This window comes from Collinsella vaginalis, from assembly GCF_900176655.1.
In the GTDB taxonomy this organism is placed as follows: Bacteria; Actinomycetota; Coriobacteriia; order Coriobacteriales; family Coriobacteriaceae; genus Collinsella; species Collinsella vaginalis.
This window is the reverse complement of record NZ_LT838844.1, coordinates 180,477-193,039: the sequence shown is the minus strand read 5'-3', so window position 1 is coordinate 193,039 and position 12,563 is coordinate 180,477. Positions and strand designations below refer to the sequence as shown.

Annotated in this window: 8 protein-coding genes; 1 reads left to right on the top strand and 7 read right to left on the bottom strand. The window is 61.9% G+C overall.

The genetic code is table 11. From position 1 onward, the window contains the following. Nucleotides 1–26 precede the first annotated feature (26 nt). Nucleotides 27–854 (top strand): MBL fold metallo-hydrolase, encoded by an 828-nt coding sequence (locus tag CAP13_RS07030; RefSeq protein WP_085830907.1) that lies wholly within the window; start codon nt 27–29, stop codon nt 852–854. Nucleotides 855–1,627: 773 nt separating this feature from the next. On the opposite strand, the gene CAP13_RS07025 is transcribed toward CAP13_RS07030, so the two are convergent. The 7 genes from CAP13_RS07025 to CAP13_RS06995 all read right to left on the bottom strand — a co-directional run bounded on the left by CAP13_RS07025 (nt 1,628) and on the right by CAP13_RS06995 (nt 11,807). After that, entirely contained in the window at nt 1,628–3,058 is a 1,431-nt protein-coding gene (locus CAP13_RS07025) for a 6-phospho-beta-glucosidase (RefSeq protein WP_085830906.1), read from the bottom strand. A 203-nt stretch (nt 3,059–3,261) separates the two neighbouring features. Then, complete coding sequence (locus CAP13_RS07020; RefSeq protein WP_085830905.1) at nt 3,262–4,365, bottom strand: Archaeal ATPase; 1,104 nt, start codon at nt 4,363–4,365, stop codon at nt 3,262–3,264. A 500-nt stretch (nt 4,366–4,865) separates the two neighbouring features. After that, nucleotides 4,866–6,356 (bottom strand): FGGY family carbohydrate kinase, encoded by a 1,491-nt coding sequence (locus tag CAP13_RS07015; protein WP_085830904.1) that lies wholly within the window; start codon nt 6,354–6,356, stop codon nt 4,866–4,868. Nucleotides 6,357–6,462: 106 nt separating this feature from the next. After that, nucleotides 6,463–7,398 carry a transketolase family protein gene (locus CAP13_RS07010; RefSeq protein WP_085830903.1) on the bottom strand — a complete coding sequence of 312 codons (936 nt, stop codon included), beginning with the start codon at nt 7,396–7,398 and terminating at the stop codon, nt 6,463–6,465. Continuing rightward, nucleotides 7,391–8,227 carry a transketolase gene (locus CAP13_RS07005; RefSeq protein WP_085830902.1) on the bottom strand — a complete coding sequence of 279 codons (837 nt, stop codon included), beginning with the start codon at nt 8,225–8,227 and terminating at the stop codon, nt 7,391–7,393. The genes CAP13_RS07010 and CAP13_RS07005 overlap by 8 nt, the downstream gene beginning before the upstream one ends. A 127-nt stretch (nt 8,228–8,354) precedes the next feature. Beyond that, nucleotides 8,355–9,755, bottom strand: a complete 1,401-nt coding sequence (locus CAP13_RS07000) for an L-fucose/L-arabinose isomerase family protein (RefSeq protein ID WP_085830901.1) — start codon at nt 9,753–9,755, stop codon at nt 8,355–8,357. A 1,041-nt stretch (nt 9,756–10,796) separates the two neighbouring features. Further along, nucleotides 10,797–11,807, bottom strand: coding sequence for a LacI family DNA-binding transcriptional regulator (locus tag CAP13_RS06995; RefSeq protein ID WP_085830900.1), 1,011 nt, complete (start codon nt 11,805–11,807; stop codon nt 10,797–10,799). Between the last annotated feature and the right edge of the window lie 756 nt (nt 11,808–12,563).

Below are 12,563 nucleotides of genomic sequence, written 5' to 3'. Positions count from 1 at the left end.
ATCGGGCGCCCCAGGAAAGGAACCTTATGACCATCGCATATGCATCAACACCCATCACCGATCGAATAATGCGCCTCTCAGACGGAAGCGACGTATGCACTTATCTGGTTGTGGGCGATAAACGTGCCTTGCTCGTAGACACGGGATACGGATTTAGAGGCCTGCGCTCCTATGTGGAATCGCTACTGCAAGGCAAACCGTATGACGTGGTCATCACCCACGGCCATGTTGACCATGCTGCAGGCGCGGCCGAATTTGACACCGCGTATATGCATCCTGCTGATCTTGAACTCAATGTGCGGCATACCACCATCGAATTTCGCCGTGCTATGCTCTCCACCACCTCGGCAGAACTCATAGCAGACATATCGGATGACGCGTTCGTCCCAACACGAAGCGATTTCCTCCCACTCGAAGATCGCCAAACGTTCAATCTCGGCGATCTAACCGTCTGCCTCTTTCATGTTCCTGGGCATACGCAAGGCATGATGGTTCCCGTGGTGCTCGAGGAGCGCGTCGCCCTGTTTGGCGATGCCTGCGGCGTCGGGACGCTCATCGTGTTTGAGGAGGCATCGACCGTCACGGAATATCGCGAGAGTCTGCTTGCCTTCAAGCAACACGAGGGGCTATGGGATCGGGTCCTGCGGCAGCACGGAACCTGCGAGTCGCCCAAGAGTATTCTCAGCACCAACATCGAGCTCTGCTCACTCATCATGGCATGTGAGGATGATGCGTTCCCGGCGGAGTTCGCCGGCATGAAAACGCTGATGGCCAAGGCCGTCGACCCGGTCTCTCGCGCCCGCATCGATGGCGGCGAGGGCAACATCATGTACATCGAGGAGAAGATTCGGTAGCTGCGATCGGTTCAGTTCTGGTCGAAGCTCGTTACATTCCCATATCGCTGGCGTCAGCCCCTCATTGGTGCCTGCCCGGATGAGTTCAACACGGGCCCTCTCCGTCAGATGGCGGAGAGGGCCTTCTTCGTATGGAAGAGCCCGCTCCTGGATCTTGGCAGGTACCTGGGTTTCATTTGGCATGGCGTACTCTGCCAGCTTCAATGTTGGCCGCTCCAGAGCTCCGTAAATCCTGTCCTGGTAATCAAGCGCTCCGGCATTGGCGCGCCTGGTTTACTTAAAAGTAATCTCTTTTAAGGACTCATGGTTAGATATACTTAAATATTTTATTTTTTAGTTTATATTTTCAATATTTTATTTCATTGATTTTACTATGAGGATCGTAATAGTAGAAAATGTCAGATCTGAGTCCGGGGGGCCGGTATGCACTGCCCGTAAAGCGCCCTCCGGACAGAGAACAATCTTGCAAGCCGCCCTCTATGGCCAAGCTCGATCAATTATCCTGGCATTTTAAAAGTGCTCCTCCCGTCGCGGACGTCGAGTCGGTGGGAAAACATCGCGAAGCACCCCTGAATTGACTCAGATCTGACATTTTCTACTAGACCCCTGTCGCCGTTCGGTCCTGGTTTCATGATGCACAGACTAAAATAGTCAATTAAATTTAAAATTATGCATACATGGGCTTTCAAGCAAAACGCCCCTCGTGCCTGAGGCTGAGGGGCGCCGTACTCCCTATCGAAAAGGACGAGGGCAGCAGCACACTGCCCCGCAACCTACCCGAGATCCTCGCCGTTCGTCTCGATCACGTGCTTGTACCAGTCAAAGCTCTTCTTTTTGGAGCGCGCAAGCGTGCCGTGGCCCTCGTCATCGCGGTCCACGTAGATGAAGCCATAGCGCTTGCTCATCTCGCCCGTCCCAGCGCTCACCAGGTCGATCGGGCCCCAGGTCGTGTAACCCAGCAGGTCAACGCCGTCCTCGGTCACGGCATCGCGCATGGCCTGGATGTGCTGGCGCAGGTAGTCGATGCGGTAGTCGTCGTTGATGGAACCGTCGGGCTCCACCACATCCCGCGCACCAAGACCATTCTCCACCACGAACAGCGGCTTCTGGTACCGATCGTAGAGGTCGTTCAGCGTGATGCGGAAGCCGAGCGGATCGATCGCCCAGCCCCATTGGCTCTCCTGCAGATACGGGTTCTTGGCGCCCGCAAAGGCATTGCCCCGGGTAGGCTCAACATCAGGGTTGTCCGCACCGGCCGCGCACCGCGTGGAGTAGTAGCTAAACGAAATGAAATCCACCGTGTTCTCAGCAAGGATCCGACGGTCCTCATCGGTCATACCGACGTCGATACCCTTGCGCTCGAGCGCCTTGAGGGCGTACGCCGGATAGTACCCACGGCTCTGCACGTCGACGAAGAAGTAGTTGTCCTGGTTCTTGAGCTGCGCCTCGCGCACATCCCCCGGACGGCAGGAGAACGGGTAGTACGTTCCGGCAGCCAGCATGCAGCCGACCTTCACCTCGGGATCGATCTCATGGGCGATCTTAGTGGCCCAGGCGCTGGCGACCAGCTCGTTGTGGGCTGCCAGGTACTCGACCGCGGCCTTGTCCTCGCCCTCCTCAAACACCAAACCGGCCCCCATGAACGGCAGGTGCAGGATCATGTTGATCTCGTTGAAGGTGAGCCAGTATTTGACCAGACCCTTATAGCGGTTGAAGATGACCGTCGCGAGGTTCTTGTAGAAGCCGATGAGCTTGCGGTTGCGCCAGCCGCCGTACTCCTTGATCAGGTGGATCGGGCAATCGAAGTGCGTGATGGTGACAAGCGGCTCGATACCGTAGCTCTGGCAGGTGCGGAATACGTCCTCATAGAAGGCGAGCCCGGCCTCGTTGGGCTCTGCCTCGTCGCCGTTGGGGAAGATGCGCGTCCAGGCCAGCGACATGCGGAAGGTTTTGAACCCCATCTCGGCGAGGAGGGCGATGTCCTCCTTGTAGTGATGGTAGAAGTCAATACCGGTCTGCGCGGGATAGTAGTAGCCGTCCTCGAACGACAGCATCTTGCGGTCGCCAGCGCCCACCGCGAACCGCTCGGGGCCGTGCGGCATCACGTCGACGTTGGCAAGGCCGCGGCCGTCCTCGTCGAACGCGCCCTCGCACTGGTTCGCGGCGGTGGCGCCGCCCCATAGAAAGTCACTGCGGAAACCCATGGTTCGTCCTTTCGTCTGGAGCCTGCATCCGGGGCGTGCAAGCTGCAGGTGCTTTCAATTAGTATGGGGCACCCCGGGGGTCGCGCTCAAGCGGTGGAGGGCGATTCGACACATCTTTCCGCTGGCAGCCCATGGCACGCTGCAGCAGCTGAGACCTTTTGAGACCTTTGATTTCCGCACACTGATGAGCGAGCGGGGCTCACCTAGTCGTTCAATCGCTTCTTCAGGTATTCTTTGAAATACGGAAGCTCGATGGCTACCTTACCACGGCCCCGTTCCCCCACCACTCCCTGCTCCACGAGACGAAGCCGGTACTGCGAGGCATAATTACTCGTCACGCCCATGCGGCGCGCGATATCGGATGTGCGGCTGACGCCTTCATCCTTCAGCATCGCCCGAAGATAACGCAGGTCCCCCTCGGACAGCTCGTAATATGTTGGAGCGAAGACGCGCTGCTCCATATCGCCGCGGGCAAGCTCGACCCCTTGTTGAGCCGCACGTGGGGTGATAGACGGGCTGTCCGGTTCTATCCCCCAAGCGCGAAAGCCGACAAGCTGCATCATGTATGGAAAACCTCCGACAGCGCTCACCATTATATTCAGCGCATCGTCGTCGACATGGCGTCCGCCGCCCTCCACTGTCCGCTGCAGCGCGAAAGCAATCTCCTGATCTGGGATGTTGCCTAGGCTGTGCTGAACCGAGCGTCTGAGAAATGAGACCGACTCGTTTCTGAGCAACCCTGAAACCTGATGAGGTAGGCCTGCCATCAGCAAGCCGACGCGTCTCCCCTCACGCACGAGCATCTGATATGTCGATGCGAATGCGATCATCTCATCCGACGAGGCGGAGACTTCGTCGACCGTGAACAGCACGCCTATTTCGTATGCCTCCAGCGCCTTGAGTAGCCTTGTCATGCGCGTGCGCCAATTTCCCTCGTCAGGTCGGGGCGACTCCCATTCGACGCTGAGAATCCTGCCGAGGCTCATACCCTTAATGCGCGGGAGGTCCTCGCGATCCACATATTCGGCCGCCACCTCGCACGTCTGCTCGTAGATGTCTTCCAACATGCCCGGCGTAGCAGCAACACTCACCGCAATCCAACCGTGCCCGAGCGCTTCGGTGGCAAGATACGAGAGCAATGCGGTCTTTCCCGTTCCACGTGCGCCGATGAACATGGTGGAGAGATTTGGGTCTCCGGGTCCGCTGTCGAGAGCACGAAGGATGTCGTCGATGAGGTGGCTGCGTCCCGCCATGAAGGGTGGGACGATGCCAAACGTTGGCGTGAATGGATTTCGTAGCTCGACCATGTGTGCCTCCTCGGTCCCTTCGCGCGCCTCTTTAGTTAGTTTTGCAAGTTTTAGTTTTCTTTGCAAGTTTTAGATTCTTTTGCAAATTTTAGTTTTCTTTGCGAAGCACGGATGGGATGCAACCCCCTACGCTCCGCGCGCGCTACCACACCCGTCGCGGCAAGCGAGGCTAGCATCACGCGCTACGCTCCGCACGCGCACGATGACCGCCGAAGAGCGCTCCGCCTTCTATTGCGTTTTCTTGAGGTATGCATAGATTTCGGGCCTCGGACCTCGAGCTGTGAACATGTCGCCCCGGTAATCCGAAAAATGCACGCCGTCTGCCTGCGTGTTTGTAGCGCGTAGATGGAGGCGTCCCGACGGACTATTCATAGCTCCAAGAAATGCAAAACTGCGGCGGTCGGCCAGGGGAAAGAGCATGTTGGCGGTGGCGCTACGAGCAACCCGCGGGCCACGCTCTAGTTGGCGTCGTTCCGCGGGCCAACCCGCGGGACGACGCCCTACCCCGCGTACGCGATCGCCGCCTCGACCGCATGGCGCCAGCCGGCAATGCGCTCGGCGCGCTCTGCAGCCGGCATCGCTGGCCGTGCCACACCGCGTATCCCACAGCCATCGACCACCTCGCGACCGAACAGACCTAACGCGATCCCGCAAACCCACGCGGCCCCCAGACCGCTCATCTCATCGTTGCGCGCGATGCGCACCGGCGCTTCAATCAGGTCGCTGAGGAACTGCATCAGGAGGGCGTCGCGCGTGGGGCCGCCATCGACGCGCAGCTCGGAGAGAGCCGTTCCGCTGTCTTCGCGCATCGCATCGATGATATCGAACACCTGGAAGGCGATTGCCTCCTCGGCCGCCCGCGCAAGCTCCGCGCGCCCGGTGGCCCGCGTCATGCCGAACACGGCCGCCTGAGCATCGGCCTCCCAGTACGGGGCCCCGAGGCCGGTGAACGCCGGCACCAGGTAGACGCGGCTCTCAGGGTTCGCCGCGAGGGCGAGCTCGGTGACCTCCTCGGGGCCTGCGACGAGACCCAGGTCGTCGCGGAGCCAGGTCTTGACCGCCCCGGCGTAGGTCACATTGCCCTCGAGCACATATTCGGTGCAGCCCTCCAAGCGCCAGGCGAGCGAGCTCGAGAGCCCGTGCCCGCTGGAGACGTAGGCCTTGCCCACGTTCATCATCACCGATGACCCCGTGCCGAGCGTCGCCTTGGCCATACCCCGCTCGAAGCAGCCCTGAGCGAAGAGGGCCGCATGCGAGTCGCCAAGCACCCCGTGGATGGGGACGGGCGCGGGCAGGAAGCCGGCGAGATCGGTGCTGCCGAAGTCCGCATCAGAATCGGTGACCTCGGGCAACCAGGCAGGGTCGATGCCGAAGGGCGCGCAGGCCTCGGCGTCCCACGCAAGATCGCGCAGGCTGAAGAGCTGGGTGCGGCTGGCGTTCGAGTAATCGCAGCGGAAGGCTGCACCACCGGTCAGACACCAGGTCAACCAGGCGTCCACAGTGCCGAAGCGAAGCGTCCCGCGCGAGGCCGCCGCGCGGGCAGTGGGAACATTCTCCAGGATCCACGCCATCTTGGCGGCTGGATAGTACGGCGAGAGCACCAGGCCCGTCCGCTCGCGCACCAGCTCGGCGGCACCCGGTATCAACGCCACGCGCTCGCAGACATCCTGTGCACGAGCGCACTGCCAGACCACGGCGTCGCACACTGGCTCGCCCGTCTCCGCGTCCCAGGCCACGGTGGTCTCGCGTTGGTTCGAGATCCCAATGCCCGCGACGCTCGCCGGCGCGACCCCCGCCTCCTCAACCACCGCACGGGCCACCGCCAGCACGTTCTCCATGATCTCGCGCGGGTCGTGGCTCACCCATCCCACCTCGTTCACGAGCTGCCGATGCGAACGGTCCGCACGGTTGACCAGGCGGCCAGCATCGTCCACGAGCAGCGCCTTGGTGCCCTGTGTGGACTGGTCGATACTGATGATGTAGCGGGCCATAGCGGACCTCCGGACAGATTGGAGCTGATCATAGAGAACGGCGCGAGAACAGCAGCCGGCACATTCTGGAAGCATCGGACCGTGCTCGAGGCCCCTCTGCCCAGAACTACCCCAGCAGGCTGCGAACGGATGCGGCGATGCCCGCCGCGTCGAGTCCATAGTGGGCGAAGACCTCGGTCGAGGTGCCCGTGACCACCGGCGCATCCGGCAGGCTCAAGCACTTCACCGGCCGGGGGCAGCGCTCCCCCACCACCTGGGCCACACGCGACCCGAGACCACCGAAGGGCGCGTGTTCCTCGACCGTCACCACGGCACGGGCACCGGCGGCCGCCTCAACGACGGCCTCGGCATCGAGCGGCTTCACGCAGTACATGTCGAGCACCGTGGCCGAGATACCCTGCGCGGCCAGAAGGTCGGCGGCGTCGCGCGCGGGCCGGACCATCTCGCCCGTCGCCACAATCGCCACATCCGTGCCCCGGCGCACCCAGGTGGCGCGGTCCATCTCAAACGGGCAGTCGTCCTCGGCGTACACGTCCTCCACCGGGTTGCGCCCCACGCGAATGTAGGCGGGCTTGTCGTCGTCAAGCAGGGGCGCCATCAGCCGCGCCGTCTGATGTCGGTCGCTCGGCAGGTAGACGCGCATGTTCGGGATGGCGCTCATGGCCGCGATGTCCTGGGCCGAGTGGTGGCTCATGCCGAGCGCCCCGTAGCTCACGCCGCCCGAGATGCCGATGAGCTTCACGTTGGTGTTCGAATAGGCCACGTCGACCTTGCACTGCTCATAGGAGCGCGTGGTCAGGAAGCACGCCGGGCTCGCTGCAAAGGGACGCTTCCCCATGGCGGCCATGCCGGCGGCGATGCCCACGAGATCCTGCTCGGCGATGCCCACCTCGACGGCCTGATCGGGGAACTGTTCGAAGAACGGCGTGAGGGAGGCCGACCCACGGGAATCGGAACAGAGCACGACGAGGTCCCCGTCTGTGGCCGCGCGCTCGAGCAGTGACTTGCAGATGACGGCGCGGTTCGCGATCGTGTTAGGCATGGCAGGCCTCCTTGCGCGCGGAGAAATCGGCGATGATCTGCTCGTACTCCTCCTGGTTTGGCAGATGATGGTGCCATCCGGCCTTGTCCTCCATGAGCGGGGAGCCGTATCCCTTGGTGGTGTTCAGGATGATGGCGGTGGGCTTGCCCGCGGTGCGCGCGGCGAGGCCCAGGGCCTCGTCGACGGCGCGGATATCGTTGCCGGGGATGGAGATGACATTCCACCCGAAGGCAGCCCAACGCGCCTCCTGGTCATCCTGTCTGATGACATCCTCCGTCGAGCCCGAGATCTGCAGGCGGTTGCGGTCGACGAGGGCGCAGAGGTTGTCCAGCCCGTAGGTCGCGCCGCTCATGGCGCCCTCCCAAACGGATCCCTCAGCGAGCTCGCCGTCGCCCATGATCGTGTAGACCCGGGTCGGACGTCCGTCCATGCGCGCCGCGAGCGCCATGCCCACGGCCACCGGGAGCCCGTGCCCAAGCGAACCGGAGTTCATCTCGATCCCCGGGAGCTTGTTGTTGGGATGGCCGATGTAGGGGCTGTCGAACTTCGAGAACCGGGCCTTCACGTCGGCGAGGTCGAGGAAGCCCTCGTGGCAGAGGACCGCGTAGTAGGCTTCCATGGCGTGCCCTTTGGAGAGGACGAACCGGTCTCGATTGGGATCGTTCGCCGTTGCGGGCGAGATGCGGAGGTGGCGCGCGTAGAGCACCATGAGCGCGTCGATGACGCTCATGTCACCACCGATGTGCCCGCCGCCCCCGGCCATGATGATGTCGACGCAGTCGCGGCGGAGATCCCACCGCAACCGGTCAAGGTCCTCGAGTGTCTGCACGGTAGCTCCTTTCGGGTTGCTTCTGATCGAACCGTAGTTTGATGGGTGCAAGCTCAGGTCAAACTGAACGCGGCTGCCCGGCGATCAACGGACGTCCGCCGATCGAGCGGGACGTTGCCGTGCGCCGTTACTCGCCCCGCAGGTAGGCCTTGACCTCCTCCTCGATCGGATCGTAGAGATCAGGCTGGATACCGAGGTACTTGCAGGCCTCGTAGAGGACGGGGACCACGTCGGCGTGAATGGCCACGCAGTGGTGGATGTAGGGGCCCTCGACGATCTTCGCCTCGAGGCGCTTGAGGTTCTCAACCTCAACCCACAGGTAGGTGCCCATGCCCCGGGGGCCGTCGATGCCGCAGGCCCGGCCGAGCAGCATCGAGTACTCGCCGTTGTCGCCGTCGAAGCGCGCGAGGGTGAGTTCGCCGTGGCGCGCCTCGGCCGTGAGGGAGCCGGGATGATCGAACGCGAGCGGATAGCCGAGGACCGGTTTCTGGCAGGCGACCGAGCACGGCCAGGGGCCGCAGTGCTGCAGGAGCTCGCCGTTCTCATTATCGGGATGGCGCACGGTCCAATCGGCGAACATGCCGCGGTGCCGGCCCAGGTCCGCCGCCTCCACGAGGAGCGCCGTGATGGCGCCGTGGATGTCCGTCTCGCACACGATCGGGATGCCCATCTCGTTCAGGATCGCGTTGGCCGCGCAGGGCATGATGCCGAGCTCCGCCTGCAGCGCGTTCCAGCACTGGATGGCCCCGGCGTTGCAGCCATAGCGATCGACGAGGCGCTGCATCGCGAGGGCGAGGGCGGCCACGGTGGGCACCTTCTCCTCGGGCATCTTGATCTCGAAGCTCTCGCGCACGTGGGCGAGCATCGCCGCGAGGGCGGGCTCATCGCGCTCGGCAGCCCGGACCTCCTCGATGAGCTCGGTCATCGGAATGGGCGCGAGCTGGATGTTGAACCGCTCGAGCAGCTCACCTTCGTTGCACATCGTCGACCAGAAATCGAAGGGCCGTGTGGACATCTGCAGGATGCGCGTGTGTTTGAACGTGCGGACGACGTTGCACACCGCGAGGAAGTCCCAGACGCCGCGCTCGAATTCAGGGTCGGTGATGCGGCAGTTCGTCATGTACGTGAAGGGGACGCGGAAGCGGCGCAGAACCTTGCCCGTGGCGAAGAGGCCGCACTGCGAATCGCGCAGGCGGGTGCCGTCGGGCTCGGGGCGCTCGTCGCGTGGGCCCCAGAGGAGCACGGGTTTTCCGAGCTCGCGAGCGAGTCGGGCGCAGAGGTACTCGGTGCCGAAGTTGCAGTGTGCGAGCATGATGCCGTCCACCTCAGCCGCGCGGAACTTGTCCAGAATCGGCTGGATGTTGGCGTCGTCGAAGAGCAGGCCCTCGTCGTTGATGTCGTCGATGTCAACGACGTCGACACCGAGCTCGCGCAAGCGGTCAACGGTGAGTCTGCGGTACTTGATGGCGTCCGGAGCACTGAAGATGCTGCGCCGGGTGGGCACGAAACCCAGTTTGACGGTATCCATATCTCCCCTTCCCCATGGCTCCATGGGCCTGACAATGTTTACTAAATGTTTATATCATTGTTTAGGGTTTGTTTGGAAAAGATGCCGTAAACGGTAGATTATCGTCTGTAAACGTAATTGAACTTGTTTATCTTTTGTGCGATGGGGGAAACCGACCCGTAATCGCAAGGCGGGCTCCATCGGGCGGACTGAGCGCTTTTCATGCCAGCAATCGAACCTTGAACGACTGAACGTTCTTCACGCCAGCAACCGGACCTTGCGGACCTTGAACACAAGACGGGTACCTGTGCGCGCTGTGTCCGGTGTTATCACCGTGAAATCGACCCTTGGGCACAAGGCGGGCACCCCGCCGCGTCGGCCCACGCCTGGAGCCAGGTGAATCGACCCTTGGGCACAAGGCGGGCACCCCTCCAAAGCAAGCACGCTCCCTGCTTCTACCGTGCAGGCGATTTCGGGCAGCCGTAACACGTACTTCAGACAACGAGGCCCCAGCTTGCCCACCTGGCCCTCGCCGATTCCGATTCGCGTATGTTGAAAACTTCCAGAAGTGCGGCGGTGATTTTCGATTCCGCGAGTAGGCCCGTTTTTGCCAGGGTGTTTCCTGCGGAAACGGCTGCGAAATCCGGCCTCTACTCGACCAATCTGAATTCACTGCCGCGCTTCTGTAAGTTTTGAAATCGCCCGTTTCTAATTGACTCAAATATTTAAATATTATTGTTAAATATCTTGAAATATAGAATATCAGATAGCAGGCGTCATTTGGGTGCAAGGAAGACGACTGGCGGAGCTGGAGCAGCAGCCGAAAACACCGCCGCACTGCCCCGCCGCAACAGAAAAACCTCGCTCTCAGGCCGCCTCGCGTTGACCCTCGGTCGATTCCGCGCGTGTGCTCTCACACTGGACCTCAGCCAGCTCCGGATCGTGCGTTTTCACACGAGCGCTCAAAGTTAGCAGAAACAATCTTTTTGAGCTGCATCAAAATCGGTAAGCATCTTCTTGACCTGTATGAACGCACTTATACCCCACGAGGCGGCAGCCCCGCTACCTCGCAACCGCGCTCTCACGCTCCACAAAATAGGTGTTCACCTGCGTCTTGCAGGTGTAGCTCTTCGGATTGCGGATATTCCCAACAAGGCGGCGCACGGCGATCTCCCCCACCTCGTGCTTGAGCACGTGCACGGTCGTGAGCGGCGGATTGGAGAACGCACCCAGGGAGAGGTCGTCGAAGCCGATGATCGAGACATCCTCGGGCACCTTGAGCCCGTGCTCCGTGAGAGCGCGCATCGAGCCGACGGCGAGCACGTCGTTGTCGGCGAAGAAGGCCGTTGGGAGCTCGGCGCGCGGCGTGCGATCGAGCCAGGCGGCCATATCCTCGTACGCGGTCTCGAGCGTGGTTCCCAGGCGCACGCACCAGGTGTCCGCAGCCACGATGCCGGCCTCGCCCAATGCCTGCCGATACCCGCGCTCGCGCGCCTTGAAATTCTGGATGCGGAAATCCCCCGCGAGGTAGAAGATCCGTTCATGCCCCTGATCGATGAGGTAGTTCACCGCGCGAAGCGAGGCGTCGGCATTTGAGATGACCACCGAGTCGAAATCGAGGCGGTCGCTCCATCCGTCAAGGACGATCACCCGCGCCACCGCATTGGCGAACAACTCGTAGTCCTCCTCCCCCAGCTCGGTGCCAAGCAGCACGATCGCCGCCGCGGGATCCGAGGTCAGCTGCGCGACCTCCTCACGGGCCGTCTCAAGGTCTGAAAAGTCAATGGATACGAACGAGGTGCTCATGCCGAAGCGACGGGCCTGGCGCTCCACCCCCTCGATGACCGCCGGATGGAAGGTGCTCTCATCCACGATTTTGCCGTTCTTACGTGCGACGACGAAGTGGATGGTGTCGAGCTGCTGCGGCTGCTGGTAGCCCATGGACCGCGCGGTCTCGAGGATGATGCGCGCCGTCTCCTCGCTGACGCTGCGTTTGCGGTTCAGGGCATTTGAGACGGTGGCCGGGGAAAACCCCGTGACCCGGCTGATCTCGCGGACGCTCACCTTCGCCATGCTTACATGCTCCTCAATGTGCTCATCGTCGCTCTGTACCTGCAGATTAAACGATCGTATAAATATTTATATGCTAGTTTATATCATACGTTCGACAACGCTCACGGGGAAGACGGCTCAGCGGTCTGATGACGGCCGTCGGCGGCGCTAGACGTGCTCCACGCGTGAGGCAGGGACGCCTGGGTGTTGGCGAGAAAAACGTACTTTAGAGGCTACGTCCAGGCAAAATGCCCGAGAGACGCTGCCTGAAACATACTTTGGAGCCGCTTTCATACGCGGGGTGCTACAGACGCGAAGAGAACGCATCGGAAACGTATTTTGAAACCATTTTCGCGCAAGACAGAGCGAGCGAGGTGCACCTGGTCGGGGCGGGCACGGCGCACCTAGGCGGGGCGGGGTAGGACAGGCGAGGTGCACCCGATCGGGGTGAGACGAACGCATCGGAAAACGTACTCCAAAGCATTTTCGCGCGAAGCGGGGCGAACACGGCGCACCTGGGCGGAGCAGGACGGGCGGGGTGTGCACGATCGGGGCTGGGTCGGCACAGCGTACCCGGTCGGGGCAGGGGACGACCAAGGCGCGTCCGGACGGAGCGGGGCGACCACAGCGCAACCGATCTCGAAAGCGCACGCTCAAGCCGACCTCCACATAAAAGCGGAGGCCCCGGCACCATACGGATACCGGGACCTCCAGAAAGATCGATGCTATGACCTCCGCGGGCGATCAGAGATCGCAGGGCCCGCAATCAACAGCAAG